The sequence below is a fragment of the Bacillus sp. JAS24-2 genome (genome assembly GCF_008274905.1).
GTDB classification, from domain to species: domain Bacteria; phylum Bacillota; class Bacilli; order Bacillales; family Bacillaceae_G; genus Bacillus_A; species Bacillus_A cereus.
The window spans coordinates 1,817,088-1,843,606 of sequence record NZ_CP031068.1 but is presented as its reverse complement, the minus strand read 5'-3'; the positions used below and the strand labels follow the sequence as shown (position 1 = coordinate 1,843,606).

Sequence of the window (26,519 nt, the reverse complement as noted above, 5' to 3'; positions counted from 1 at the left end):
TATAAGCGTTTTATTAGAGAAACAAAAAAGAGAATGATACAATGTAAGAAAATTCAATCTAGGAGGCTATTGGATGAATTCCGAACTTTTTTCACCTTATACAATTAAGGACGTTACATTAAAAAACCGGATTGTTATGTCACCTATGTGCATGTATTCATCGGAAAACGGGGATGGCCAAGTAACGAATTTCCATCTCATTCATTATGGAACAAGAGCTGCCGGTCAAGTTGGTTTAGTTATGATTGAAGCAACAGCCGTGTTACCTGAAGGTCGAATTTCAAATAAAGACTTAGGCATTTGGGATGACAACCTAATTGAAGGCTTACATAAAACGACTACTTTTATACATGATAATGGTGCAAAAGCTGCCATTCAACTCGCTCACGCCGGAAGAAAAGCAGAATTAGAAACAGATGCGTTAGCTCCTTCAGCCATTCCATTTAATGAAACAATGAAAATGCCAATAGAAATGAGCAAACACCAAATTAAAGATACTGTATTAGCTTTTCAGCAAGCTGCAGTACGATCAAAACAAGCTGGATTTGATGTTATTGAAATACACGGTGCTCACGGTTATCTTATTAATGAATTTCTTTCTCCGCTTTCCAATAAGCGGACTGATGAATATGGTGGTTCACCTGAAAACCGCTATCGTTTCTTACGCGAAATCATCGACTCTGTAAATGAAGTTTGGGACGGACCAATATTTGTCCGTATTTCAGCAAATGATTATCATCCTGACGGGCTAACGGTTCAAGATTACGTTCAGTATACAAAGTGGATGAAAGAACAGGGAATAGATTTAATCGATTGTAGTTCTGGCGCAGTTGTACCAGCACATATTGATGTGTATCCTGGTTATCAAGTACAATATGCCAAACATATTAAAGAGCATGCTAACATTGCAACTGGTGCAGTTGGATTAATTACGACCGGAGTACAAGCAGAGCAAATTTTAAATAATAACGAAGCAGATTTAATTTTTATCGGACGTGAATTACTTCGCAATCCGTATTTTCCGAGAATAGCGGCCAATGAACTTGGCTTTGAATTGCAAGAACCTCACCAATATAAGCGAGCACCAGGAAAAATTCATACGAATAAATAAAACCGAGAAGTCATTCTTCTCGGTTTTATTTATTCTATCGTTGTAATTTCATTTGAATTATAAGTATGGATACCCGATTCTTCTCGCAGCGCGGTTATATACATCCCTTTCGCCACATCTTTAGCTGAAATTGGTTTATATTTTTTGAAAGCTCCTTTAAAGATAAACGGAATAATACGAGATAACTTTTCAGCCATTCGTTCGCCGAAACGAAATTCTTGTCGATTTCCTACTAATAATGATGGTCTAAAAATGTGAATACCACCAATCACTAACTTTTGCAATTCTTCTTCCATTTTTCCTTTCACTTGTGAATAAAAGAAGAATGATTTAGGATTCGCTCCCATAGAAGACACGACAAGGAAATTTTGTACCCCTTGTTTTTCAGCTAAACAAGCAGCTCGTAACGTATATTCATAATCTACTTTTTTAAAATTTGCTTTTGTTTTTGCTTTTTTTATTGTTGTTCCTAAGCAACTAAAAACATCATCCACAGCAAAGAACTCTTTATATTCCTCTAATACCGAAAAATCAACTTGTTTCTGCTGTAACTTCTCATGTTGCAATTGCATTGGCTCTCTTACAAAAATAGTAACCGAATCGTAGTAATCTGATTCAAGTAATAGACGCGTTATCTCTTGTCCAACTAAACCACTTGCACCGAGTATTAACGCTGTTCGCTTATTCATATATGCATATACCTCTTATTTTACTTTTCTCTCCTTTAGTAAAATACAACCTTTAGGAGTTTCCTGCTCTTATTTTACCACAAGTAAAACACTATGCGTACGCATAGTGCTTTACTCACTCTTTTTTCTCATCTCTCTCTTGTAATTTCGTTATTGTTGTAGCGTCCCCTAAATTACTTATTAATCTTCTTAAAAAAATTAATACGAAAGATAATGGCAATACTACCGCTAATATTAATAAAATAGCTTCCATTAAGTAACCCAAGCGCTCATCCCCCTCTTTACCTCCTTTTCAATATATGAAAACAGCGTTGTCACATATGCATGCATTTGCAAAAATAATACCCCTATATTTGACAACTTTATAACAAAAACAAATCGGAATGATTATTATTTATTGCAACTTTATTAAAGATGTATTATACTAAGTTCGCAAACTAAAACGTAATTATTCCGTTTTGTATTAAAATGATATTTTTCTTCTATTATTGGGGAAAATATATCCGTAAAAAAGAAAAGAGGAGAACTTCATGCCTAAAAGATTGACTATATTTTCATTCTTACTTATTTTTACCTTAATTTTCGCTGGCTGCTCAAATAAAAAAGAAAGTAATGCCAAGAAAGATGGAAAGCTAACAGTTTATACAACGATTTTCCCACTTGCTGATTTCGCAAAGAAAATCGGTGGCGACTATGTAAATGTTGAAGCGATTTACCCACCTGGTGCAGATTCACATACATTTGAACCAAGTCAAAAACAAACGGTACAAGTTGCAAAAGCCGATTTATTTGTTTATAACGGCGCTGAATTAGAACCATTTGCTGAAAAAATGGAAAAAACATTACAAAAAGAAAATGTTAAAATTGTAAATGCATCTAAAGGTATTGAGCTTCGTGCTTCTACTGAAGAAGAACATCATGATCATGGAGATGGCCATAAAGAAGATGAACATCATCACGATAAAGACCCGCATGTTTGGTTAGATCCTACTCTAGCAATGAAACAGGCAGAAAAAATTAAAAATGCACTTGTAGAATTACAACCTGAACATAAACAAGAATTCGAAAAAAACTTTGCAGCACTTCAAACTAAATTTACTGATTTAGACGATGGATTTAAGGCAGCTGTAGCGAACGCAAAAACGAAAGAAATTTTAGTTTCTCATGCTGCCTATGGTTACTGGGAACAACGATACGGCCTAAAACAAATTCCTATCGCTGGAATTTCAGCTTCTGATGAACCATCTCAAAAGCAGCTTGCTGACATTACAAAAACAGTAAAAGAACATAATCTAAAATATATTTTATTCGAAACATTCTCTACTCCAAAAGTAGCATCCGTAATTCAAAAAGAAACTGGTACAAAAGTTTTACGCTTAAATCACTTAGCTACTATTTCTGAAGATGATGCAAAAAATAATAAAGATTACTTTACTTTAATGGAAGAAAACGTAAACACATTGAAAGAAGCAACAAACTAATCCATTACACTTTCTAGGCAGCTGAATTTGTTATTCAGCTGCCTTTTTATGTATTTATCCTTGACTTGACCAAAATAACAAGTAAAATTATCCATATTAGCTTTAAAGCTATATTAATTTAGAAGGTGAGTTGGAATTATGAATCTTCACATTTGTGAAGTAACAGCAAAAAATTGGCGTTCAGTAGTTGCTTTAGACGTCGCAAAAGATCAGCAACAATTTATTGAAAGTAACGCGTTTTCTTTAGCAGAATCATTATATGAAGGAAACGGAACGTCAGTAGGTTTATATGATGGAGAAACACTTGTAGGATACGCAATGTATGGATGGTATTCAGTAAAACATAAAAGTGTATGGCTCGATCGCTTTATGATTGACCAACAATATCAAGGAAAAGGATACGCAAAACGTTTCCTTCGCTTACTCATTCAATTCTTACAAGAAAAATTTGAATGCAAAATAATTTACTTAAGTTTACATCCAGACAACAAACTTGCAATGGGACTGTATGAATCATTTGGTTTCCGCTTAAATGGGGATATTGATGATGAAGGTCCAGTTGTAGGTGTTGTAATGGAGTTACTAATAGACGAAAATACAAGCCTGTGAAAACAGGCTTTTTATTATACATTTATCAATTTTTAGTTTCTCTCCCTTATTTAATTCTGTTTTGCAATCTAATAGAATGCTCATAAAAAATAAGCCTGCAATTTACGCAGACTTATTTCACACACTCCTCGAAATGTTCTTGGAACCACTCTTTATTAATATCTCTTCCGATAAAAACTACTTCACTTACTCGCTCTTCTCCCTCTTGCCACTCTCTATCGTACGAAGCAGCAAATAACGTATGTACACCTTGGAAAACGATACGTTTATCTACTCCATCTATCGATAAAATTCCTTTGTAACGATATAAATATTCCCCTAGCTCTTGAACGACAGCTGACATCCACTCATTAAGCTTTTGTAAATCCAGCGGACGTTCTTCACGTAATACAAATGATTTCACACCTTCTAAGTGGTTATGTTCTTTATGAGGGTAAATTTGCAACGTATCTTTCGTTTTAAACGTTTGGATTTGTAATAAAGATGGTATATCTACCTCACAGTTAGTCGCCTCAATTAACTTTGCAGTCGGGTTAATTCCTTGAATTTCATGCAAGAGATTTTCTTTCTCATTCTCTTCAATTAAATCTAATTTATTTACTAAAACGACATCAGCAAACGCAATTTGCTCTTTTGCTTCTAATCCTTTTTCAAAATGTTTATGTATATGATAACTATCTACCACCGTTACAACACCGTTAATTTGGTAAGCAGATTGGATGACTGGATCTAAAAAGAATGTTTGAATAATCGGCCCTGGATTTGCAAGGCCAGTCGTTTCAATTACTAAACCATCAAAATCCATTTTCCCTTCTGCTTTTACGTCCAATAACTGTTTTAAAGCAACAAGTAAGTCTTCACGTACAGTACAGCATAAACAGCCATTTGTCATTTCCATAATTTCTTCTTCCACATTCATAATCAACTGATTATCAATGCCAATTTGCCCTATTTCATTTACAATCACCGCTAATTTCTTACCGTGATTTTCTGATAAAATACGATTTAATAATGTCGTTTTCCCCGATCCAAGAAAACCAGTTAATATTGTTACTGGAATCATTTCGTACATCTCCTTATAGCTATATGTTTCTACATTATAGCATATAGAGAAAATCGTTTTTGTAGCAAAACATATTTATTGTCTGTACACCTAATTAACTATATAATAACATGTAGTAAGAAAGCCTTTTCAAAACATTATTATTCTTCTAGGAGGTACTTATAATGGAGCGAGTTCAAATGGCTGAGACGCTAGAATTTTCTCGTATTATTCAAGGATTTTGGCGTTTAGCAGAATGGAATATGACGAAACAAGAATTACTTTCTTTCATTGAAGATTGTATGGATATGGGAATTACTACTTTTGATCACGCTGATATTTACGGCGCATATACGTGTGAAGGGTTATTTGGCGAAGCTTTACAATTAAAGCCTTCCTTACGAGAAAGCATGCAAATTATTACAAAGTGTGGAATCGCTCCCCCATCACCGAAATTTCCAGAGCGATATGTTGCTCACTACAATACTAGTACAGAGCATATTATGCAAAGTGTAGAAGCATCACTTAAAAATTTACATACAGATTATATTGACGTATTACTTATTCATCGTCCCGATCCTTTTATGGACCCAAATGAAGTGGCAAAAGCATTTTCACAATTAAAACAAGAAGGAAAAGTTCGTCACTTCGGTGTATCTAACTTCTTACCTTCACAATTTAATATGTTAAGTTCGTACTTAGATTTCCCACTTATTACGAACCAGATTGAAGTTTCTGCATTACAGCTTGAGCATTTTGAAAAAGGGACAATTGATTTATGCCAAGAAAAACGAATCAATCCAATGATTTGGTCACCTCTTGCTGGTGGGGAGATTTTTACTGGTCAATCAGAACGCGCCGTACGTGTACGTGAAACTGTGCAAAAAGTTGCTACTGAGCTAGGTGTTTCTAGTATCGATACGGTTATGTATGCTTGGTTACTTGCTCATCCAGCTAATATGATGCCAATCGTTGGCTCTGGTAAATTAGATCGCGTAAAAACTGCCGCTCTTGCTACAAAAGTTAACTTAGACCGTCAACAATGGTTTACAATTTTCGAAAGCTCTAATGGACATCCTGTACCATAATGCATAAAAAGAAGAGCTGTTTTTTTACAGCTCTTCTTTTTCATATGTATTTCTAGTCATGGCAAATACACACATATCCCTTAATCCGTTTCCATCTACCGCAACACTCGCACTTTCTAACGTACCTTCTAACTTAAAACCTAATTTCTCAGGTATCGCTCTACTCTTCTTATTGAAAGAATCACAACGAATTTCTACACGATTTGCTTTTAATTCAGAAAAAGCGTAATCCGTTATACCTTTCGCAGCCTCTACCATATAGCCTTTTCCGCTAAACCTTGTATCAATCCAATATCCGATTTCAAATTGAGGTATATCCCAATTAATACGATGTAATCCGGCTGAAGCAATAAATTCACCTGTTTCTTTCGAAAATACTAGTAATCTTAAATCCTCACGTTGCAAAAATTGAATATGTGATTTTCTAATACTTTCTTCTACTTCTTGCTCTGTTTGCTCTTTTTGTGCAAACACCATCCAAGGTTTTAGTTCTTGTATTGAAGCCTGAATTGCATCATATACAACTTTACCATCTCCTGGTTTCGGCATTCGAATAAAAAGCCTGTCAGTATAAAATTCAGAAGGAAAATCGAATAATAACGGATTCACTGTAAACACTCCCTATATTTCTTTTATATATAATAATATCCATCTCAAGTTATATAGTAAAGAATTTTCTGAATTGAAAACCTTTTACTCATTCACTTCCACCGCTACACGAATTCCAGATTCAATCGCACCTTGAATCCATCCATGATATAGCGTTGTATGATCTCCAGCGAAGAATATTCTCCCCTCTGGTTTGACAATCGCTGGTTGCAGCTCAGATTCTTGACCTGCTTGAAAAAGTGCAAATCCTCCAAGCGCATACGGATCCAATGTCCAGCTTTTTGAAATTCCAGATATGAACTCATCATACACTTGACCACCTAATATTGTTGCTAAGTTGTGTAATGCGTAATAAATACGATCCCCTTTTGATAAACCATCCCATAACAACGCGTCATAAGACCATGTATAGCTACCTAACATCATAGCCGGTCCTCCCCCCCCAATTCCATAACTTGGATAATAGGCATAACGAATTGGCAAATCTGTTATAATTCTGCCACCTAATTGTCCTTGTTCTTCCCAAAATCGGCTTTTAAATTGAATTCCTATTTTCGTCGCAGGCATATAATGTAATTCACGAATTGCTTTCCATTTTTCATGAGATATAGAATCAAACGGATCTACTTCTACAAAACGCATTGTCGAAAACGGAATGGTAACAATAACTAAATCTCCTGTAATACTACTATATTCAAAAGTTTCCTCGTTCCGATAGAAAGCTGTCACACCATTATCGTGTTGATGTAACTTCATTAATTTTTGATTATATATAATATTCTCTTCTAATTGCGGTAAAAATGACTTTGGCAATCTATCATTCCCGCCCACAATTTCACAAAATCCGCTCTCCTCTTGCATAATGTATAGAAAGCGTAAAGTCTCTACAAACGACCGTTCCAAAAAACCTTCTAAATCTAATAAAACACCAATCATCTCAATTGTTACTGGCGAAAAGTAAGTATTATACTGATAAGGATGATACTTTAAAAATTGTCCAGTAGAGTATCTCCCAAAATCCTTTACAACAATATCCCAATTTTTTTCTGGGTTCTTTTTTATAAAATTTATAATGGGCTGTACCGCTAACAATAATAATTCCTCTGACGTTTTTCCAACTTCATTCATTTCCACAGGATATTTTAGAATACTTGGATCTTTTTCATATTGTTTTAACGTCGTTTTCCGTCCATTTACGTATATAATATCCGTCTCATTCCTATTAATAAAAGGACTCACCTGTAGCCCAAATTTTCTTATATATGCCATCGTTAATGTATGCGAATACGGAATTCTCATTGCTCCAACATCTAAATATAATCCGGTATCTTCCATTCTCACTGTTTCTATACGGCCACCTACCCGGTTATTTGCTTCAAAAATTTTCACATCATGTCCTGCAGCCTTTAATAAAGATGCTGAAACTAACCCAGCCATACCAGCTCCCACTACAATAATCTGTTTTGGGCTTATCGTCTTCTTCAATCCTTTATCTATAACTTTTAACGCTTCATCCATTTCAGTGTTATACATTATATCTTTCTGCACAATTCCACCCCTTACTTCATCAAATGGACGTTAGTGGTTTAGTGCATTTTATTCATAAATCCCCATAAACATAACACCATTGCAATTTGAATATTCACTAAAAGTACATAAGAGACAGATCTCACTTTTCTTTATACTTCGTATAATATAGCAACTACAAAGAAGGAGTGGTTAAAAATGAAACATACTTATGACTACGATGCTACAAAAAAACATTTAGAATTAAAGAAACAAAACTTATGTAAAAAATTTAGCAATATGACACTATCTGAAAAAGAACGTGAACAACTAAAGCGTGAAATTGACAACTATGAATATATTTTAAATCTAGTCGAAATGAATCATTATGAACGCGGATTTTCTCGTTAAAAGCGGAAATAAGATTATCCGCTTTTCATTTTGAGCATTTCACTACGCATTTTTCATAAGTAAATATATAATAGGATGTACATTAAGATTGAGAGGTATATTCTATGATCAAGTTAAGTGTATTAGACCAATCACCTATTTCAGATGGTAGCACAGCAGCCCAAGCTTTTTCACATACAGTTACGCTTGCACAAGAAGTTGAAAAACTCGGATTCACACGTTTTTGGGTATCCGAACATCATAATTCCGTAAGCTTAGCTGGTTCAAGTCCAGAAATACTTATTTCTCATATTGCCGCAAAAACGGACCGTATTAGAGTCGGTTCAGGTGGTGTTATGTTACCGCATTATAGCCCATATAAAGTTGCTGAGAATTTCCGTGTTCTAGAAGCATTGTATCCGAACCGCATCGATCTCGGTGTTGGTAGAGCACCTGGTGGTATGCCAATAGCAACTCGCGCACTTCAAGAAGGGAAAATGGTCTCACTTGATCAATATCCAGAACAAATTGCAGACGTTGCAATGTACTTACATGATCAAATACCAGAAAACCATCACTATGCAAACTTAAAAGCCACTCCAGTTATCCCAACATCTCCTGAAATGTGGATGCTCGGTTCTAGCGGAGAGAGCGCTAAAATTGCTGCAAACAACGGAGCTTCTTTCGCATTTGCACAATTTATTAATGGCTTCGGAGGCCCTGAAGTTATGAGGGCTTACCAAGAACAATATGAGCCTTCATTTTTAGGAGATAAGCCTGATTCAATCGTTGCCATCTTTGTTATATGCGGAGAAACAAATGAAGAAGCGGAAAAAATTGCTTCTAGTTTAGATTTATCAATCTTATTATTAGAGCAAGGAAAACGAACTACTGGTACACCTTCTATTGAAACTGCTCAAAATTATTCATACAGTGCTTATGATTTATTCCGTATAAAAGAAAATCGTCAACGTATGATTGTTGGTGATCCGTCTTCTGTAAAAGAAAAAATAATAAACTTAAGCAAAGCATACAATACTGACGAATTTATGATTGTCACGATTACCCATCAATTTGAACATAAATTAAAGTCTTATCGCTTACTAGCAAATGCTTTTAATTTATAATTCTAAAAAGAGATGCATCACATGTGATGCATCTCTTTTTCTTACTACTTATTGTTTTCATTTCCTATATATTCAATAGCTTCTTTTAATAGCTCTTCAAAGTTAATAGGATAATCATGATCTAAGTCAGGCACAACTTTATACTTATGTTCTATATTTTTCTCTCTTAATAGTTGTACAAATTGCTGCGTGGATTCGAAACAATCTTCATCTTGATCCCCGCATACTATATATCCTTTTATATGTTTATTCTTCAGCACTCTTAGCAACTCATCCCATTCTTCAATCTCGGGAATCCATGGTGCCATAAAAACAAAACCATCTACATTTATATCTTGTTGTAAAATCGTATATAAAGCTACTCTCGCCCCTGCAGAAAAACCACCAATGATTACACTTTCTACTGTATGATTTTCTATAAACTTATTGTAATGCTCTTTTAATTCCGCTTTCCCTCTCTCTATATCCTCCCAAACAAATCCATCTGAAAACTCAATTTGTGAAGACTGTGGTAAAGCTAACATATAATCTTGTATCAAAACAGATTTCCAATATGGTTCTACTATTTGTATATTTTCTTGGTTACCATGCAATGTAAGTAGTAGATTTCCCTCTTTCTTACTGTATATATATTTCACATCTGGTCTTTCCTTTTTATGTGCTAATTCTTCTCTTTCTTTACATAATTGCACCATTGTATGAAATTCTTCAAATTTATGTAGTGATTTTAAATCTTCGTCGGAAATTAAATACTCATTTCCATACCAGAATCCCTTTTCTATAATGGCCTCTCTCATTAAATGTAATGCTTCTTTTTCAAGTCCCGATGCACTTGCGAGTGCATACTTAAAATTATATATTTGCGCCTCATTCCCTATTACACCTGTAGCGTTTTCCATTATATAATTGTACGCTTCAAAACTTCCTTTATTTGCATAACAACGTAACGTTTCATTTAATAATTGAATGTAAGTCATACTATTTTTCATGTACCAATTCCCCCGAAACCTTTTATAATATTTGTTTGCGAATCTTTATACCACTTTGTATAACCCACGCTAACAATACCTTATTCTCAGAATGATGCTTAATAGTTGCTCTTCCCTGTCCAATACATTTAGTATAAATAAGAATAGACTGAAAAATCAATATTTTAACAAACAAAAAAAGACAACAATATATGTATTGTTGTTTTCATTACGTCTACCCACTCTTTTGTTTTTTTCTATCTGGTTTACTTGAAACTAAATAATGTTTTTCTGAAATATATAAGTCTCTTTTTAAGCTACGATTTAAGTAAGGTCCTAATTTCATTCCACATATGAGGCGATCTTCGCTACCTTCAACAATTGGGAACATTTCTTTTTCTGTTACGTATTGATCTACTGCTTTTTGTACGACATCAATTTCTTTCACTAGGTTTAAATTTTCTGCTGTATGTTCAAATACCTCAAGCGTTTCCTTCGTTATGAGAAAAACATTTGTTGGAAATGCAGGTAAATATGGTTTTAGCAAATCATAATTTACTGTATAATCATCATTTACTAATACTGTATAAACGATATTAGCATTCGTTTCTAAAAACTGAGCCATCGCTTGTTCTAATTCATCTTTCGTAATTTCCCGCTCTTCTTTTCCAGTTCTGAAAAAGCGAAACATCGCATCGCCTCCTTTTTACTATATTATAGCATAAAAGAAAACTGAAAAATCATAAAAAAACCCATTGAAATAATTTTTCAATGGGTTTCTATATATTTATCGTTATTTTAAGAATGCACTTAGCATCCATACATGCTGTTCTAATGTTGTATGAATTGCTAACAGCATGTCAGCTGATGTTTCATCGCCAGCTTCACCCGCAACTTCCATACCTTCTTTTAATTCTTGAATAAGTGCAGAATAATCATTCACTAATGTTTGCACCATTTCTTCTGCAGATTCTTTGCTTGTCCCTTCGCTGACACTAGATGTTGCGAGATATTCTTTCATTGTCGCTAATGGTTTACCTTCTAAAGCTAAAATACGTTCTGCTAACTCATCAATATACGTTCCAGCCTCATTATAAAACTCTTCAAATTTCTCATGTAATGTAAAGAAGTGTGGCCCTGTCACATACCAGTGATAATTATGTAATTTAACATATAACACATTCCAGTTTGCTACCTGCTTGTTTAATACTTCAACAACATTTGTTTTCGTACTCATACAATCACTCCTCTTATCATTTTGTAATGTTTATCTTTTAATAACTTAATTACATTTTACCATACATTCCCTTTCCTTTCGAACAATTGGCTTATATGTAACAAAGTTTTAACACCTTTAAGGCTTCCCTAATATCATTTAATTCATGTATTTTTTCAACCACTTCATGCGTCTAATTGTCCAAGCTCATACATATGCATAATAGTACATCAAGCTCATCATAGTAGAAAGAGGGATAACATGGACAATCAACAATGGCAAGTAGCAAAGAAAGTAGCTGCTACTTATATCGGAACTGTCGTTGGAGCTGGATTTGCTACTGGACGAGAAATTGTTGAATTTTTCACAGTGAATGGATTATACGGGACAATTGGCATATGTGTAAGTGGATTTTTTTTTATTTGGCTTGGCACAAAGATGATGTTACTTTCATCACAAATCGGGGCATTTTCAGCGCAAGACTTTAACAAATATTTATTTGGGGATGTATTTGGGAATGTTGTAAACACATTATTATTACTCGTTTTATTCGGCGTAACGAGCGTTATGTTATCAGGGGCCGGTGCAGTATTTGAAGAGCAACTTCGCTTACCAAGACAACTCGGTATTCTCATTACAGTTATCGCTTGTCTCATTATAAGTAGCCGCGGGTTACAAGGTGTTTTTGAAGTAAATACACTTGTCGTACCTATTATGATGATTTTTATTATCGGACTTGCTATTACAACCTTTTTTCACGGTACACCTCCTATTAATAACACTATTCCTGCAGAGAGCTGGAATATGAAATGGATTACTAGCCCTATTACATATGTCGCCTTAAACCTTTCTCTCGCCCAAAGTGTTCTCGTCCCATTAGCCAGTGAAGTAAAGGATCGAAAAGCCATTTTTTGGGGTGGGATTTTAGGTGGTGCTGGACTTTCTTTAATTTTATTATGCAGCCATTTAGCAATCTTATCAGTCGATCAATTTTATCAATATAATATCCCAATGGCTGAAGTCATAAGAAGATTTAATGCAACTTTTCACTTCTTCTTCGTTCTCATTATTTTCGGTGAAGTTTTCACAACTTTAGTTGGTAATGTGTTCGGAATGACAAAACAGATGCAATCTATTACTGGGTGGAAAAATCACAATATTATTTTCTTCATTTTACTAATTAGTTATTGCTTTAGTTACATCGGTTACAGTGACTTACTTCACATTCTATATCCTATCATCGGATGGGTAAGTATTGTTATACTTCCAATCATTGCGTTTAAACAACTTCAAAAAACATAAAAAAGCATCCATGTTATTGGATGCTTTTTTATGTTCATTCACAATCATCACATACTTCCCAGTACGGTCCCATTTCTAATGCTAAATACGGCTTTAACTGCAACCGAATCATTCGACTAGGCATGCGTTCTAAAACAAATTGAATACCTTCTTCATCTTCGTCTAATTCAACTTTTGAAATCGTAATTTTTTGCATAGTCGTAATGGGAATTCCATCTTTATATAAAGTGATTTTCACCTCATCGTATTCATTAAAATACAATTCGACACTCATTTGATTTTTCAGTATTTCATCACCAATTTTAAATGTATCATTTTGTTCTTGGATTATATATTTCCATCCGCCTCTATCTTCTTTCGGAGCTGTTTGAAATAATGTCTCCAAATCCTCGTATAGCATAAGATAACCCCTCTCTTACTAAAAAACGATGAGTATTTTATATACCCTTTATCTCTATCACTATCCATAGCTATTGTACCATATATCACCGTTCTTACCGTATTCATTTACTTCATACACACTTATAAAATAACTAATTCTATCTCCATTATTATGTATATTACCTCATTACTCCATACACTCTTACAAGTTCAAATAACGACAGACTTTAATCCATGCAAATATTGTCTACTCTCCGCTTTTATTAGCTCACAGCATTCACACTTTTACATATAGTAAGACTACCACAAATAAAAAAGGAGAGTGACTTATACCACTCCCCTTAAAAGAACTTCCCTATAGCTGCTAAAACTAATACGATTATTAAAATTGCAAATAATAATGAGACAATGAAACTAAAAATAGGTAACGCTTTCTTTTCATTCTTCTTAAATAGTAACTTTAAACTAAGAAAAATATTTACTGGTACAAGTATAAAATAAAAATATTTAACAATTTGCACCGAGCTATTCGAAAGTGTTTTTAATATAAACACTTCAATTAGAAAAACAATAAAAAATGAAATACTTAGCCAAAATGAGACGTAACTAAGCCAAGAATGTCTTTTTGTCCCCCAATACACTCCCATAATACTCTCCTTTTATTTGTATTCTATAGGTTAATAATTATACACAAAGCTAACAAACACCTCTATTTTTCGACAAATATTATGCAAAATACCATTTTAAACGTCATAAAGGAAGTTTACATCTCCATTTGATTTTACATAATAAAACAGACTACCCTCTAGTGTCATAATGCTACTAGGGGGAGTCTGTTCTCTATTAAACTTTAAATCTCTCAATTAATACTTGCAATTCTTCAGCCATTTGAGATAGCGTACCCGCCGCTGATCCAATTTCCTCCATCGAAGCTAGCTGTTCTTCAGCTGAAGCCGCAACATTTTGTGTGCTTGTCGCATTATTTTGTGCTGTCATTGCAATTTGTCCTACTGAAATAGATACTTCATTTGCCCCTTTTGACATTCCATTAGCCGTTTCAACCATCGTCTTAATTTGATTAGCTATTTCATTTGTAGATTGTAAAATTTCAGCAAAATTTTGCTTCGTTTCATTTGCAATAACAAGTCCAGATTGAACTTCTTCATTTACATGATTCATTGATTTGACTGTCTTACCCATATCGTCTTGTATTTCGCCTATTAATTTACTAATTTCACTGGAAGATATGCTAGACTGCTCTGCCAATTTACGTACTTCATCTGCAACAATTGCAAAACCTCTTCCATGTTCACCAGCTCTTGCCGCTTCAATTGCCGCATTTAAAGCTAGAAGATTTGTTTGATCTGCAATGTTTTGAATTACTTCCAATATATCACCAATTTGTTTTGATTTATTATTTAATAACTGTATAACAGCATCTGATTGTGAAACCGATTCTGCAATAGACTGCATCTGGTTTACTGTTCTTCCTACTAGTTTCCCACCATCTTCTGCTTTTTCACGAGTATGAGCAGAAGCGATATTAATAGATGATGAACTATTTGCTACATGCTGAATTCCTTCCGTTACATCAAACAGTAACATAGCACCATTTTCTACACTTGTTGTTTGCGTCGTTGCCCCACTTGATATTTCATCCATTGCTGTTGTAATTTGCTCAGTTGCTTCACTCGCTTGTCTTACACTTGCAGTTAGTTCTTCTGATGCTGCTGCAACATGTCCTGCCGAAGTGTTAATCCTTCCAATTAACGTCCGTAATGAATTTGTCATCTCGTTAAAACCTTTCGCAAGTTGACCAATTTCATCATTAGAATGAATTTCAATTGTTTGCGTTAAATCCCCTTCACTTATTTCTTTAGAAGTGATAACTAATCTCTTTAAAGGCTTCGTAATTGAAAGTGTCACAAAATAAATAAGTACTCCACCTACTACTAACGAAATAAGCATAACAATTAACATATTATAAAATACAGGTTGAGCAGCTTCAATTACTTCAGTTGCGTACATCGTCCCACCAATTTTCCAACCTGTTTTTACGTTTGTAGCAAATACCATATTCTTTTCACTACCACCATAAGAATATGTAAAAGCACCATGATTATCTTCATAAATTTTCTTTGCCCAAGAATCAGCTGCTTTATCCCCTGATTTTTCTTGTGGATGAGCAATGATTTTTTGCTTTCCATCTAAAATGAAGGCATATCCTTTTTTACCAATATTGATTAACTTTGTTGTTTTTAATAAATTGTCTAAACTTAAATCTAGCGCAACAACCCCATTTTTATCTTCTGTTTGTTTTGCAATCGTTACGACAATATGTCCATTTCCTTTTGCCTTATATGGCTCGCTAACAACAATACCACCTTGTTTTGCCACTGCATCTTTATACCAAGGTCGTGTTGTTGGATCATAATCTGCTGCCATTTGTATATTTGGTTCCTGTACAAATTTCTTATCATTACCGGCAACATACACTTGTTCAACATCTATATTCAAATTGATATACTGAGATAATGTCTTTCTTAGCTCATCCTGATTATCCCCTTGATACATATTCCCTTGAATTACTCGTGCAAAGTTATTCACATCGTTAAATTTTGCTTCAATCATTTGATTGATTAAATTATCTAATATTTTTATATTATCGTTAGCACTACTCGTAATTTGTGATTCAAAATTCTTTTTAGCAGTTTGATAAGACATACCCCCGATTATAGAAACGGCTGCAATTAAAATTACAAAGAATGAAATTAATAGCTTTTTTGCTACTTTCATATCACGAAACAAATTTAATAGTTTACCCATTATGAACCTCCTAATTTTCAAATTTAAAAGTTAAATTGAGTTAATTATGAATATTTCCCGTTCCCTAATTATTATTTTCATAACCTATTATGGTGAATACTTTGTAAAGTTTAAACAATTAATTTCCTTTTGTCTATATATACGAATAATATTATTATAAAATTTACAAATAGAAAAAACCAAAGGGGCCCCTTTGGTTTTTACATTTTTTTATGTTGTTTAGAAATTTTCTTCCATTTATCACGCTCTGCTCTGGCAAGGATTGCATCTTGTTTCCTCATAAAATACGCCAGTTCTCTTTGTAATTTTTTATAGCTTTTCAAACGATCTATCGTAATAAGTCCATTTTCAATTGCACTATACACCGCGCATCCTGGTTCATTCTCATGCTTACAATCACGGAAACGACATGTTGTCGCAAATTCTTCAATATCAGAGAATGCTGTTTGAATCGCTTCGCTGCCTTCCCAAAGTTGCAATTCCCTCATGCCAGGCGTATCAATCACGAGAGCGCCACTAGGCAATTGGAATAATTCTCGATGCGTTGTCGTATGCCTCCCCCTACTATCCTCTTCACGTATATCTCCCGTTTTTGCTACATTAATTCCTATTAGAGCATTTAACAAAGTTGACTTTCCTACCCCTGATGATCCAACTAAAGCAATTGTTTTCCCTGAAGAAACGAATTGTTTCAACGAATCTATACCTGTATGCTCTAAACTATCAACAACGAAAATAGGAACACCAATTGCTATAGCTTCCGTTTCTACAATTTTCTCTTCCACATCATTACATATACTACTCTTTGTTAAAACAATAACTGGCATAGCGCCGCTTTCATACGCTAATAATAAATAACGTTCCATCCTTCTAACATTAAAATCATGATTAAGTGCATTCACTAAAAATAAATAATCTACATTTGCTGCTATAATCTGTTCTTCTGTTCTTGTTCCAGCCTCTTGTCTTGAGAAAGAGCTTCTTCGCTGGAAAATACGATGAATAATCGCTTTCTTTTCATCTTCTATTTTCTTTATATACACCCAATCACCAACTGCTGGATAATCGCCTTTCGTAATCGCTTCATGCCGAAACTTCCCAGACAGTTCTGCCATATATTCACCATCATTACAAATAATGCGATATATATGCTTATGCTCAAGTAAAATACGACCTACTTCATAATTTTTCTCTGTAACTTGTTCTTCAAAAAATGAATCCCAGCCGAAAGATTCTAAAATATTTTGATTCAAATAAATATCCTCCCTAGTTTGTACTAAGTGGAAGGATTGCGAATTACCTTATATAATATCGCCCTTTCCATCCACCTTTGTATTTGGTTGATTATTCATATAAGTTATTTTCGCCATAATACATCACCCCGTTCTTATTTTAATTATTCTCATTATATGGAATTCTCCTATAAAAAGCTACATTATTTTACGTAATTTTCAAATAACTTGTTTTTGAGCATTCTAATTTGTCCTCGATGACTAATTTCATCTTCTAGCACATGAAACCATAGTTAGGCCACTTTCTTTCTAACATGAGCCACTCATCACCTTGTTCACTTAAATACTTCAGAGATTCTTCTCGAACACTTTGTAGAAGTTGTACATAATATTGTATTTCATGACCACGGATTGCTCTACCCGCTTCCCCTAAATACAGTGCATCTTCCCATATTTCTAATTCTTCTTTTGTAAAGTCATGATCTTGAAATGAAATAAGCTGATGAACTTTTTCAATAGCTGCTATATGCTTTAATAAGGCGCCAATTGAATTTCCGCTGCTTTGCATAATTAAATCTAATTGCTCAACTGATAAATTTTTTACTTCGCCTAATGTTACAGCTCTCGTATGCTCAAGCAGGCTTACTAATTCCCCTATTTTTTTTGTATAACCATCTACACTTCTTATTCGATAATCTATATTCATATCACGCACCCCTTTCTGCATTCATATTATTGTAAAAATGATTCATATAATAGACTGAAATATATCTAAATTTTCTGTTACAATTAATTTGAATACAAATTATACCCAAACAAACTTTCTCAATATGCTTATATGAAATATTAAAAGGAATCAATATAAAATAATCGAATCTTATTCACTAAAAGGAGTGGATTCGATGGAGATGTATCAATGGCTAACCGCTGTTCTCGTTGGTGGCATTACCGGCTTCGTTTCCCATCTAATCAATAACCAAGGTAAGTTATTGCTTCCACGCCGTTTGAAAACATTTTTTCATTTTGGATTTTTAACTGATATTTTTACTGGTAGCCTAGCCGCACTTCTTGGGCTCGTTTTATTCGATGTCACCGCAATAAAAGAAATTATAAAAGTATCCATTGTAACTGCTATTTCCGGTCAAACTTTTTTACTACATCAAGCTCTTGGTGGCGAACAGGCTAAAAATACGCAAATTGGGAAAGCTGATGAGAAGATTCAAGAAATTGACAAATTATTGCGACGTTAGTGTATACTTTCTTTTAAAATTATTGTTATAATGAGAAATAAATATTTTCTATTGCGTCGTTTGTCAGGAGAAAGGGTGTTTCGTATGACAAAAAAGAAAATAGAAGATTTCTTAACAAACTCCGAAAAAGAGGAACTGCTAGAAAACTATAAATGTTTACGAGAAGCCCGCACAAAAAGCGAAGCTAACTATTTTGGCGAAGCAGTAAACCATCTATTAAATAAAGCAAAACAACGAATTATAAAAGATGCAGGTATACATGATGAAAATGCTGCAACTGTTCAATCAAAGAGAAAAGCACTGTTTTAGCTACATTAGCTAAAACAGTGCTTTTTATTACAATACTTTTCACATTACTTTCACATCTATTTCACAATTATAAGTACTCCTATATGTTAAACTAAGTATATCCTTTTCCAAGGAACTATATGCCGATATATAAATCCCTATCTTTATAGGGATTTTTATTTTTTGATTCCTCATAACTTTGTTACAATACATTTCTTCTACTATTTCTATACTTTTAGTAACCACTTTAATTAAAAGCACATTCATGTATTCACACTCTTATTAATTCTGATTTGCGAAATATTTATACAAGCTTTATGATGCAATTCCTGTTTCACTATTTTCAGTAATTTTTTCACTTTTTCTAAACAAAAATAAAGCTCCTATATATAGTAACGCAGTAAAACTACCTATAAGTATAAAATTGTGAGATATTGCAAATAACATTCCAGCTATTGCCGCACCAATCATTTGACCAATGTACATAGAAGCATTTGCAAGCGCGGCTCCTGTTCCTCTTGCTACACTAGACATGTTTTGTAAGTGCCTCATCATTAATACAAACAAAATTCCTGTCACAAAAAATAAAACAAAGAAAAAGTATTCAACAACAATAAGACTCTTTAAATAGGGAATTATTACATACGACAGAGCCATATTAAAAAACATCTCATATGAATATGAGATGTTTTTTAATATGGCTATTCTTTTAATAAATCTATTAATCCATTCCCTTCAGATGTACGTTCGTACCCTAAAGGTACAGTTCTTTTAATGAGTTGTGCATATATTTCCGGCTCCGATAACTTTCGACCGTATTCTTTCTCACACTGTTTAATGAGCAAGGCGAGCGCTCCAGCAACATGCGGCGTCGCCATGGAAGTTCCACTTAACACAGCATATTTTCCTTCTGGATACGTAGATAATATTTCATCACCTGGCGCTACTAGATCAATTTCTTGATTTGAATTACTAAAACATGCAATCTTCCGCTCTAAATTAACGGCACCAACTTCAATTACCTCAGAGTACGCACCCGGAAAGTCTAGTTCCTCTGTTTCATCATCGCAATCTCCATTATTTCCAGCAGCACATACAACGAGAACATCCTGCTTTACCGCATTTTGAATTGCTTCATGTAATTCTGGAACATCTTGCGGACCACCAAGTGACATTGAAATAATTCTCACTTTCTCTTGATTCGGCCCTCTCCAATTTACAGCATAATGAATTGCCTCAATAATTTGCTCATAACTTCCAGAACCATCTCCCGCTAAAACTTTTAATACTAACATTTTAGCAAGTGGTGCAACTCCTAATACACCGACACCATTTTCAGTCGCGGCAATCGTTCCCGCAACATGAGTACCATGTCCGTTATTATCAAGATACACATTTTGATCAGCTTCATAATCTTTTGTGAAATTTCTTCCGCCGATAATACGATCTTTTAAATCTATATGATTAGTATCACACCCTGTATCTAATACGGCAACGACTACATCTTGCCCCTTCACACTCTTTTCCCATACTTGCGGAGCGTGAATCAGTTGTACACCTGGTGGAATTTCATTTACTTGTTCTACCACCTTATTTACGGTAAACGGAATCAATTGTATACCTTTTTGTTTATTCACTGTACTACTCATCGTAATCCCTCCTGAAAATGTATTATTTTCATTTCAGACCACTTTTGAATACGTGTAAATGTAACATTCGTTTTATTCTTTTTGTTTTCCTTCTTTTCAAATATTTCTCAACATCATTTACTACCTCTATAATACTTCTTTATTTTCCCTATGATTTGTAGGAAGTAACAACCCGAGTCGTTCAACTAATAACCAAAATAAGAGGACCAATTAATGGTCCTCTTACAGTCTTTTAAAAGAATGATATGTATTTGAAAAATAATATAAATTAAGACTAAACCTCACTCTTGTTTAAAAACTTTTCTATTTCTTTTACTAAATATTCCGCTCCCTCTATGCCAACTGTAATATTTCCATTTGCTAATGTAATATTCTGCCCTGAAACATCACCTGTGATTTGGCAAGCATTGTAAGGTTGATATTTTTGTAAAATGATTTTATCTGCTTCTACAAAAATTTCAAGCGGTGATTTGATTTGTATTCCCAATACATCGCGTAATTCTTTAGGGATAACAATTCGTCCTAATTCGTCTACTTTTCGAATAACTCCTGTTGCTTTCATATTTCTCCCCCCCTTACTCTCTATTAATTTTTTCACCTCGCTTTTTCCATTTTATCACTTTTTGACAATACTTGCCTCTTTTTAGAAAATTTTGTACTCGAGTTAAAAAAACACATTTAATGCATACGTAATCTCTCTTTCAATTGTTTTACATAACGGGATCTTATAAGTAAGAAGTATACAACTTGAATACCTATGAAAATACTTAATACAACTGTATTTTCTTTAAACAATGAGTACTCAAACATTTGCCCTAACGCCGTTAAGGCTACTGCTCCATGTAATGTTGCAACACCAATTGGAACGAAGAATAAAAGCGCCAATCGAATTGTAACTACCTTCGATAATTCCCTACTTGTCAATCCAACTTTACGAATCATTTCGAACAAACGAACATCATCCTCCAAATCGGAGAATAAACGGAAGTAAAGGAAACTTCCTGCGCAAACGAAAAATACTATACCAATAAAGAAACCTACAAATAAAATCGGTCCTGCAATTTGTAAACTTTGGTTTTGCTCGTACTCTTCCGCACTAAACGTTGAATATTCTTGATACGGTTTAATTTGATGCGTAAGCTCTTTACCAATTTCAATCTCATCTTTCGTTCTTTCAGTTTTATACATATAATCTTTTGTCTCTATAAACCCATCTTGTAATGAATCATATTGATTATTAGAGATTACATAAACATTTCCTCTTAATATTTTCCCCAATGAAGATGAAGTAACTTTTTTCACTTTTAAATTTTCATTCATATTAGGTAAAGTAATTTCTTTTCTTTCTTTCATCGTTGGCCCTGGTATATTAGCTGACAAAAATACAACTTCTTTATTTGCTACAGTATTAAATGGTTCTCCTGTTAACTTTGCATATTTCTTATAGTCTGATTCTTTTATAAAAATGGCGCTTCTTAACGACTGTTCCTCCGTTTTCTTTGTCGAAATATTAGTTTTTGAAGCTGCTATACTATGTTTCTTTAATCCTTTGTCAATCATTTGTATATGCTGTGATTCGTTACTATTCCCTTGCTTAGAATGGTAATGAAACGAAATCGGTCTCTCCATTATCCCTTTCGTCATGGATGCGAAGCCAACTAATGTCCCTATTGCGGAAAATGCTACAGTAGAAATAATGGTTACAATAAAGAACATTCTTGCGTTATCTCTCATGCGATACGCTAAATCTGATAACGTAATAATATTAGTCTGTGTCCAATAGAAACGTTTACTTTTTTTACATAATCGAATAATAAAGACACTCAGCTGCTTGTACAACAAATACGTCCCAATAATAACTACCGTTGTAACAGGAATCATCATAATAAATACCATTGCTCCATGTGATAGAAGAGCTCCTACATAGCCAGCACTAAGCAATACTACTGCTAATATGGAAGAAATGATTGATGCTTTCGGTTCAGGTTTCGCCTCTGCCGATCCTCTAAACAACTTCATAATCTTATTTTTACGAATCATTCCTGCACTAAACAATGATATGATCATAAATAAAATAAAAAACATAATACTCGTTACAACAATTGCTTTCATCGGTATGTAATAGGATAAGGAGATATCTAGTTTCAATATCATCGGAGCGAAAAATAGTAATACCCCTGAAAATAACATACCTGAAAGAATACCAAAAATAATTGCCCCTATTCCAATCATAATATTTTCAAAAAAGATTAGACGCTTTAATTGATATTTCGTCATACCTAACATCATTAAAATCCCTAGTTCACGCTTTCTCGTTTTTAAAAACATTCCCATCGAATATAAAATAAAGAAGAATGTAAATAAGTAAATAATAGACTGTGCAAAAGACATACTTACGAATACGTACTGACCTAATTCTCCTGCACTTAATGCCGGATGAAACGCAAAAAATGAATACACAAAAAAGGCCATAATTGCAAATGCACTACTCAAAAAATAGGCTGAGTATGTCCGTCTATTTCGGGTTACATTCCGATATGCTAGTTCTCTAATGTTCATATTACTTCTCCGCCCTTCTACTATCTATGTTTTTATATTAGTAAAGTGCGGAAATACCTTCCATCGATTCAAATGACAAAAACCTTACATTTTTGAAAGGTTTAAAAAAATTGCTTATACGTAGTACTTTATTTATAATGACTACATTCATATTCATACACACATCCTATTGTATATTCGTTAATTTTGCGAAATAATAAAGGATAGAAGTATGTACCATTATACATATAAACTTAATTACCGCTTTAATATGAATAGGAGGAAACATAATGACATTACAAGAACAGATTATGAAAGCATTACATGTTCAGCCTGTAATTGATCCAAAAATTGAAATTCGTAAACGAGTTGATTTCTTAAAGGATTATGTAAAAAAAACAGGTGCAAAAGGATTTGTACTTGGTATTAGCGGCGGACAAGACTCTACATTAGCAGGACGCTTAGCACAACTTGCAGTTGAAGAAATTCGTAACGAAGGTGGTAATGCAACGTTTATCGCCGTGCGTCTTCCTTATAAAGTACAAAAAGATGAAGATGATGCACAATTAGCATTACAATTCATTCAAGCAGATCAATCTGTTGCATTTGATATTGCTTCAACTGTTGATGCTTTTTCAAATCAATATGAAAACTTATTGGGTGAATCATTAACAGATTTCAATAAAGGTAACGTGAAAGCACGTATCCGTATGGTTACTCAATATGCAATTGGTGGACAAAAAGGGCTACTTGTTATCGGAACAGATCACGCTGCAGAAGCTGTAACAGGGTTCTTTACAAAATTCGGAGATGGTGGTGCAGATTTATTACCATTAACGGGATTAACGAAGCGCCAAGGACGTGCATTATTACAAGAGTTAGGCGCAGACGAGCGACTGTACTTAAAAATGCCAACAGCTGATTTATTAGATGAAAAACCAGGTCAAGCTGATGAAACAGAGTTAGGTATTACTTATGATCAATTAGATGATTATTTAGAAGGTAAAGCAGTTCCAGCTGACGTTGCAGAGAAAATTGAAAAACGTTACACAGTGAGTGAGCATAAAAGACAAGTACCAGCGTCAATGTTTGATGATTGGTGGAAATAAATGAAACATAAAAAAGAAGCTAATCTTCATTTAGCTTCTTTTTTATATGTTAACGATATACCCCTACTCTTTTCTCCAATAAATCTTGCAGGCAATCTTCATGTTGTTTACAAAATAACGGTGGCATGTCGTCTAACGGGAAAAACTTCAAATCCAACGTTTCATCACCATCTACTTTTTTGTCACCTCCAACTATTGTGAATGAAAAGAACATCACAATTGACTGGGCCTTGTCTCCATTTGGATATGATTGAAAATATTTTGTATACACTCCAATAAGCTCATTTATTTCTACATCATACCCGGTTTCTTTTTTTATTTCTCGGATTGCAGTTTCCGCAGCTGATTCCCCTATCTCCATTGCGCCACCTGGAAATCCCCAAGCGTTAAAGTCTCCTCTTTTTTGCAGTAATACTTCTCCTTCTTTATTAAATACACAACCACCGGCAAAGTTTAAAAAAACATAATCATGTCCTACTTTTTCACGTAATTCTTTTATATAATTCGCCATTCTCTTTCCCCCTTTTCATACTTCTTCTATCGCTATTTCTTATCTTTTTCAAGCAATTCAATGATTCGATCTAGCTTCTGGTTCATATTAATCACGTGGTGTTTCTTTGCAGCACTGCTTTGTAATACTCTTCTAATAAACAAAGTAAATGATATGAAAAACAAAACGATAAGTCCGATTACTAAACAAGTATATATCAATGTAAAAATATTGCTTTCGAACAAGTTCATTCCACATTCACATCCTTATCCTTTTATTTTATCACACAATTCTTAATATTTAAAAGCAATCAATTAATAAAAAAAGCACCTTTTACAGATGCTTCTTCCCATTGCTTAATACGTAAATGTAATTGTCGCTAATGAATAACCCGCCAATGCACTGTAAGGCGCTACTTGATAAGACACACGCTTTGCACCTTTTGGCCAATTTATTTCATTTAATACTTTCTTTATATCTTGCATCGTCCCATCCATGGACTGCTTATATCGTACTTCTACTTTTTCTGGTTTGGCTGCAAACTTTTGCTGCAACTTTTTCTTAAATTCATTATAATTTTCTGCTCCGTATTCTGCAGATAAGTATTGTAAATTTGTTTCTTTTAACATCTGCTCATATACGACAGTTTTTGAGCTACCAGCTTTTATTTTATTTGTTAATTCACCAAAATAACTTGTAGTTGCCGCTGGATATTTGCTACGATCCCATTCATGATCTTTACTTAACTGTTCGTCAGACATATTAAAATATGAGTAAGTTACACGCCCTGCTTTATCTGGTACTGGATCATCAAATGTAGTATCTAGGTGATACCATTTGTTTTCAATGTTCACTAAATTCCACGCGTGAGCTTGTCCATTTCCTGTGCCTGTTACAATATGATTTTGAATACCTGCCTCTTTTAACAACTCATACGTTAATAATGTATATCCTTGGCAAACGGCAGAACGATTCGCTAATGCTTCATATGCTGTATACGCTTGATAAGACGTATCATAAGACACATGCTTAACAACGTAATCGTGAATAGCTTTTACTTTCTCATGCTCATCCATCCCTAGTTTTACAATTGATCCAACAATTGATTTCGCCTGAGCTTTTACATATTGAGTTTGTTCTTTTGATTCACGGTATTTTACTTGCAGTGTAAACGTATAGTCCCCTGGCATTCCTTTAATAGAATATCTAGTAGACGCTACATTATATTTTACATACTCATCAGCATCTACAATTTTATTAAACTCACCATACAATTGATCCATAATATTTCTAGCATTTCTATCTTTTGTTTTATATGTGATTGTAATATTCTCTTCTCGATTATCAATCTGTTTTTTTAATTCTTTTCTGAAATCATCTAATAACTTTACATCTGATTGTGCTGTCACTGTAGTCGGATTTGTAGCTGCATAAGATACAGATGACGCTTGTAAGCCTCCCATTACTATAGTTGAACAAAGTGCGGCAGCTGTCACATACTTACTTGTCTTTCCCATCTTGTCACTCCTTATATTCTATAACTATACGAAAAAGTATCGTATAGTTTCAGAGTATACAATACTTTTTCGTATAGGTCATATGAGATTATGCATATTAA

29 protein-coding genes and 2 pseudogenes are annotated in these 26,519 nt (G+C 33.9%); 10 read left to right on the top strand and 21 right to left on the bottom strand.

Annotated features, from left to right (window positions below; translation table 11 throughout):
- Positions 1-73 precede the first annotated feature (73 nt).
- A complete protein-coding gene (gene namA, locus DN407_RS09650) occupies positions 74-1,111 on the top strand; it encodes an NADPH dehydrogenase NamA (protein WP_048567425.1) in 1,038 nt (345 codons plus the stop codon).
- 29 nt (positions 1,112-1,140) lie between these two features.
- Here the strand turns inward: namA and DN407_RS09645 are convergent, their stop codons facing one another.
- Positions 1,141-1,800 carry an oxidoreductase gene (locus tag DN407_RS09645; protein ID WP_001042736.1) on the bottom strand — a complete coding sequence of 220 codons (660 nt, stop codon included), beginning with the start codon at positions 1,798-1,800 and terminating at the stop codon, positions 1,141-1,143.
- Positions 1,801-1,915: 115 nt separating this feature from the next.
- Positions 1,916-2,065, bottom strand: coding sequence for a hypothetical protein (locus tag DN407_RS31585; protein WP_000540932.1), 150 nt, complete (start codon positions 2,063-2,065; stop codon positions 1,916-1,918).
- A gap of 265 nt (positions 2,066-2,330) precedes the next feature.
- On the opposite strand from DN407_RS31585, the gene DN407_RS09640 reads away from it, so the two are divergent.
- Together DN407_RS09640 and DN407_RS09635 are read left to right on the top strand one after the other, a co-directional pair.
- Positions 2,331-3,281 (top strand): metal ABC transporter substrate-binding protein, encoded by a 951-nt coding sequence (locus DN407_RS09640; protein ID WP_001126151.1) that lies wholly within the window; start codon positions 2,331-2,333, stop codon positions 3,279-3,281.
- Between the two features lie 138 nt (positions 3,282-3,419).
- A complete protein-coding gene (locus DN407_RS09635; RefSeq protein ID WP_001048677.1) occupies positions 3,420-3,890 on the top strand; it encodes a GNAT family N-acetyltransferase in 471 nt (156 codons plus the stop codon).
- Between the two features lie 112 nt (positions 3,891-4,002).
- Here the strand turns inward: DN407_RS09635 and DN407_RS09630 are convergent, their stop codons facing one another.
- Entirely contained in the window at positions 4,003-4,953 is a 951-nt protein-coding gene (locus tag DN407_RS09630) for a CobW family GTP-binding protein (protein WP_000613422.1), read from the bottom strand.
- Between the two features lie 164 nt (positions 4,954-5,117).
- Between DN407_RS09630 and DN407_RS09625 the strand changes: the two genes are divergently transcribed.
- Positions 5,118-6,020, top strand: coding sequence for an aldo/keto reductase (locus tag DN407_RS09625; RefSeq protein WP_097796798.1), 903 nt, complete (start codon positions 5,118-5,120; stop codon positions 6,018-6,020).
- 24 nt (positions 6,021-6,044) lie between these two features.
- Here DN407_RS09625 and DN407_RS09620 read toward each other — a convergent pair whose 3' ends face one another.
- Together DN407_RS09620 and DN407_RS09615 are read right to left on the bottom strand one after the other, a co-directional pair.
- Positions 6,045-6,629 (bottom strand): GNAT family N-acetyltransferase, encoded by a 585-nt coding sequence (locus tag DN407_RS09620; protein ID WP_001068749.1) that lies wholly within the window; start codon positions 6,627-6,629, stop codon positions 6,045-6,047.
- A gap of 84 nt (positions 6,630-6,713) precedes the next feature.
- The gene (locus DN407_RS09615; protein WP_141537357.1) at positions 6,714-8,177 is read right to left on the bottom strand and encodes a flavin monoamine oxidase family protein; all 1,464 of its coding nucleotides are present in this window, start codon (positions 8,175-8,177) and stop codon (positions 6,714-6,716) included.
- Positions 8,178-8,354: 177 nt separating this feature from the next.
- On the opposite strand from DN407_RS09615, the gene DN407_RS09610 reads away from it, so the two are divergent.
- On the top strand, positions 8,355-8,546 hold the full coding sequence (locus tag DN407_RS09610) for a DUF3896 family protein (protein WP_000683354.1): 192 nt from the start codon (positions 8,355-8,357) through the stop codon (positions 8,544-8,546).
- Between the two features lie 104 nt (positions 8,547-8,650).
- The gene (locus DN407_RS09605; RefSeq protein ID WP_098507713.1) at positions 8,651-9,652 is read left to right on the top strand and encodes an LLM class flavin-dependent oxidoreductase; all 1,002 of its coding nucleotides are present in this window, start codon (positions 8,651-8,653) and stop codon (positions 9,650-9,652) included.
- 44 nt (positions 9,653-9,696) lie between these two features.
- Here the strand turns inward: DN407_RS09605 and DN407_RS09600 are convergent, their stop codons facing one another.
- From DN407_RS09600 to DN407_RS09590, 3 genes are all read right to left on the bottom strand, one after another.
- A complete protein-coding gene (locus DN407_RS09600; protein WP_098507712.1) occupies positions 9,697-10,641 on the bottom strand; it encodes an alpha/beta hydrolase in 945 nt (314 codons plus the stop codon).
- Between the two features lie 214 nt (positions 10,642-10,855).
- Positions 10,856-11,311, bottom strand: coding sequence for a DUF3939 domain-containing protein (locus tag DN407_RS09595; protein WP_000488206.1), 456 nt, complete (start codon positions 11,309-11,311; stop codon positions 10,856-10,858).
- Positions 11,312-11,413: 102 nt separating this feature from the next.
- Entirely contained in the window at positions 11,414-11,857 is a 444-nt protein-coding gene (locus DN407_RS09590) for a Dps family protein (protein WP_000105199.1), read from the bottom strand.
- Positions 11,858-12,097: 240 nt separating this feature from the next.
- Between DN407_RS09590 and DN407_RS09585 the strand changes: the two genes are divergently transcribed.
- A complete protein-coding gene (locus DN407_RS09585) occupies positions 12,098-13,138 on the top strand; it encodes a YkvI family membrane protein (RefSeq protein ID WP_149216199.1) in 1,041 nt (346 codons plus the stop codon).
- A 34-nt stretch (positions 13,139-13,172) separates the two neighbouring features.
- Here the strand turns inward: DN407_RS09585 and DN407_RS09580 are convergent, their stop codons facing one another.
- The 5 genes and pseudogenes from DN407_RS09580 to DN407_RS09560 form a co-directional block, all read right to left on the bottom strand.
- Positions 13,173-13,538 carry a DUF3979 family protein gene (locus tag DN407_RS09580; protein WP_000965059.1) on the bottom strand — a complete coding sequence of 122 codons (366 nt, stop codon included), beginning with the start codon at positions 13,536-13,538 and terminating at the stop codon, positions 13,173-13,175.
- A gap of 322 nt (positions 13,539-13,860) precedes the next feature.
- Positions 13,861-14,166, bottom strand: coding sequence for a hypothetical protein (locus DN407_RS09575; protein WP_000539571.1), 306 nt, complete (start codon positions 14,164-14,166; stop codon positions 13,861-13,863).
- Between the two features lie 196 nt (positions 14,167-14,362).
- Positions 14,363-16,345: a methyl-accepting chemotaxis protein gene (locus DN407_RS09570; protein ID WP_000517294.1), complete on the bottom strand. Its 1,983-nt coding sequence runs from the start codon at positions 16,343-16,345 to the stop codon at positions 14,363-14,365.
- A gap of 200 nt (positions 16,346-16,545) precedes the next feature.
- Complete coding sequence (rsgA, locus tag DN407_RS09565; protein WP_098507711.1) at positions 16,546-17,598, bottom strand: ribosome small subunit-dependent GTPase A; 1,053 nt, start codon at positions 17,596-17,598, stop codon at positions 16,546-16,548.
- A gap of 182 nt (positions 17,599-17,780) precedes the next feature.
- Positions 17,781-18,283, bottom strand: a pseudogene (locus tag DN407_RS09560) (DinB family protein).
- Between the two features lie 196 nt (positions 18,284-18,479).
- On the opposite strand from DN407_RS09560, the gene DN407_RS09555 reads away from it, so the two are divergent.
- Complete coding sequence (locus DN407_RS09555; protein WP_000426317.1) at positions 18,480-18,827, top strand: DUF4257 domain-containing protein; 348 nt, start codon at positions 18,480-18,482, stop codon at positions 18,825-18,827.
- 84 nt (positions 18,828-18,911) lie between these two features.
- A complete protein-coding gene (locus tag DN407_RS09550) occupies positions 18,912-19,136 on the top strand; it encodes a hypothetical protein (protein ID WP_000162602.1) in 225 nt (74 codons plus the stop codon).
- A 39-nt stretch (positions 19,137-19,175) separates the two neighbouring features.
- Here DN407_RS09550 and DN407_RS32735 read toward each other — a convergent pair whose 3' ends face one another.
- The 5 genes and pseudogenes from DN407_RS32735 to DN407_RS09525 all read right to left on the bottom strand — a co-directional run bounded on the left by DN407_RS32735 (position 19,176) and on the right by DN407_RS09525 (position 23,323).
- Positions 19,176-19,382, bottom strand: a complete 207-nt coding sequence (locus DN407_RS32735) for a hypothetical protein (RefSeq protein ID WP_001101742.1) — start codon at positions 19,380-19,382, stop codon at positions 19,176-19,178.
- A 48-nt stretch (positions 19,383-19,430) separates the two neighbouring features.
- A pseudogene (locus DN407_RS09540) lies at positions 19,431-19,769 on the bottom strand (MFS transporter permease); the annotation flags it as partial.
- A 47-nt stretch (positions 19,770-19,816) separates the two neighbouring features.
- Positions 19,817-20,764, bottom strand: a complete 948-nt coding sequence (locus DN407_RS09535; protein WP_098295024.1) for a serine protease — start codon at positions 20,762-20,764, stop codon at positions 19,817-19,819.
- A gap of 274 nt (positions 20,765-21,038) precedes the next feature.
- Positions 21,039-21,326, bottom strand: coding sequence for an AbrB/MazE/SpoVT family DNA-binding domain-containing protein (locus tag DN407_RS09530; protein WP_000648325.1), 288 nt, complete (start codon positions 21,324-21,326; stop codon positions 21,039-21,041).
- Positions 21,327-21,442: 116 nt separating this feature from the next.
- Positions 21,443-23,323, bottom strand: coding sequence for an ABC transporter permease (locus DN407_RS09525; RefSeq protein WP_098295026.1), 1,881 nt, complete (start codon positions 23,321-23,323; stop codon positions 21,443-21,445).
- Between the two features lie 269 nt (positions 23,324-23,592).
- Here DN407_RS09525 and nadE point away from each other — a divergent pair, with 269 nt between their 5' ends.
- Entirely contained in the window at positions 23,593-24,411 is an 819-nt protein-coding gene (gene nadE, locus DN407_RS09520; RefSeq protein WP_000174891.1) for an NAD(+) synthase, read from the top strand.
- 49 nt (positions 24,412-24,460) lie between these two features.
- Here nadE and DN407_RS09515 read toward each other — a convergent pair whose 3' ends face one another.
- The 3 genes from DN407_RS09515 to DN407_RS09505 form a co-directional block, all read right to left on the bottom strand.
- Entirely contained in the window at positions 24,461-24,922 is a 462-nt protein-coding gene (locus tag DN407_RS09515) for an NUDIX hydrolase (RefSeq protein WP_149216198.1), read from the bottom strand.
- A 32-nt stretch (positions 24,923-24,954) separates the two neighbouring features.
- Complete coding sequence (locus DN407_RS09510; RefSeq protein ID WP_001048102.1) at positions 24,955-25,152, bottom strand: DUF4083 domain-containing protein; 198 nt, start codon at positions 25,150-25,152, stop codon at positions 24,955-24,957.
- Between the two features lie 105 nt (positions 25,153-25,257).
- A complete protein-coding gene (locus DN407_RS09505) occupies positions 25,258-26,418 on the bottom strand; it encodes a transglutaminase domain-containing protein (protein ID WP_098295027.1) in 1,161 nt (386 codons plus the stop codon).
- Positions 26,419-26,519: the final 101 nt, after the last annotated feature.

Coding starts and splice junctions, on each gene's coding strand:
- DN407_RS09535 (WP_098295024.1), bottom strand. CDS start 20,764: ATGAGTAGTACAGTGAATAAACAAAAAGGTATACAATTGATTCCGTTT.
- DN407_RS09515 (WP_149216198.1), bottom strand. CDS start 24,922: ATGGCGAATTATATAAAAGAATTACGTGAAAAAGTAGGACATGATTAT.
- DN407_RS09555 (WP_000426317.1), top strand. CDS start 18,480: ATGGAGATGTATCAATGGCTAACCGCTGTTCTCGTTGGTGGCATTACC.
- DN407_RS09605 (WP_098507713.1), top strand. CDS start 8,651: ATGATCAAGTTAAGTGTATTAGACCAATCACCTATTTCAGATGGTAGC.
- DN407_RS09645 (WP_001042736.1), bottom strand. CDS start 1,800: ATGAATAAGCGAACAGCGTTAATACTCGGTGCAAGTGGTTTAGTTGGA.
- namA (WP_048567425.1), top strand. CDS start 74: ATGAATTCCGAACTTTTTTCACCTTATACAATTAAGGACGTTACATTA.
- DN407_RS09530 (WP_000648325.1), bottom strand. CDS start 21,326: ATGAAAGCAACAGGAGTTATTCGAAAAGTAGACGAATTAGGACGAATT.
- DN407_RS09580 (WP_000965059.1), bottom strand. CDS start 13,538: ATGCTATACGAGGATTTGGAGACATTATTTCAAACAGCTCCGAAAGAA.
- DN407_RS09610 (WP_000683354.1), top strand. CDS start 8,355: ATGAAACATACTTATGACTACGATGCTACAAAAAAACATTTAGAATTA.
- DN407_RS09575 (WP_000539571.1), bottom strand. CDS start 14,166: ATGGGAGTGTATTGGGGGACAAAAAGACATTCTTGGCTTAGTTACGTC.
- DN407_RS09635 (WP_001048677.1), top strand. CDS start 3,420: ATGAATCTTCACATTTGTGAAGTAACAGCAAAAAATTGGCGTTCAGTA.
- DN407_RS32735 (WP_001101742.1), bottom strand. CDS start 19,382: ATGAATGTGCTTTTAATTAAAGTGGTTACTAAAAGTATAGAAATAGTA.
- DN407_RS09600 (WP_098507712.1), bottom strand. CDS start 10,641: ATGAAAAATAGTATGACTTACATTCAATTATTAAATGAAACGTTACGT.
- DN407_RS09505 (WP_098295027.1), bottom strand. CDS start 26,418: ATGGGAAAGACAAGTAAGTATGTGACAGCTGCCGCACTTTGTTCAACT.
- DN407_RS09510 (WP_001048102.1), bottom strand. CDS start 25,152: ATGAACTTGTTCGAAAGCAATATTTTTACATTGATATATACTTGTTTA.
- DN407_RS09585 (WP_149216199.1), top strand. CDS start 12,098: ATGGACAATCAACAATGGCAAGTAGCAAAGAAAGTAGCTGCTACTTAT.
- DN407_RS09625 (WP_097796798.1), top strand. CDS start 5,118: ATGGAGCGAGTTCAAATGGCTGAGACGCTAGAATTTTCTCGTATTATT.
- DN407_RS09550 (WP_000162602.1), top strand. CDS start 18,912: ATGACAAAAAAGAAAATAGAAGATTTCTTAACAAACTCCGAAAAAGAG.
- DN407_RS09570 (WP_000517294.1), bottom strand. CDS start 16,345: ATGGGTAAACTATTAAATTTGTTTCGTGATATGAAAGTAGCAAAAAAG.
- DN407_RS09630 (WP_000613422.1), bottom strand. CDS start 4,953: ATGATTCCAGTAACAATATTAACTGGTTTTCTTGGATCGGGGAAAACG.
- nadE (WP_000174891.1), top strand. CDS start 23,593: ATGACATTACAAGAACAGATTATGAAAGCATTACATGTTCAGCCTGTA.
- DN407_RS09595 (WP_000488206.1), bottom strand. CDS start 11,311: ATGTTTCGCTTTTTCAGAACTGGAAAAGAAGAGCGGGAAATTACGAAA.
- DN407_RS09640 (WP_001126151.1), top strand. CDS start 2,331: ATGCCTAAAAGATTGACTATATTTTCATTCTTACTTATTTTTACCTTA.
- DN407_RS09590 (WP_000105199.1), bottom strand. CDS start 11,857: ATGAGTACGAAAACAAATGTTGTTGAAGTATTAAACAAGCAGGTAGCA.
- DN407_RS09525 (WP_098295026.1), bottom strand. CDS start 23,323: ATGAACATTAGAGAACTAGCATATCGGAATGTAACCCGAAATAGACGG.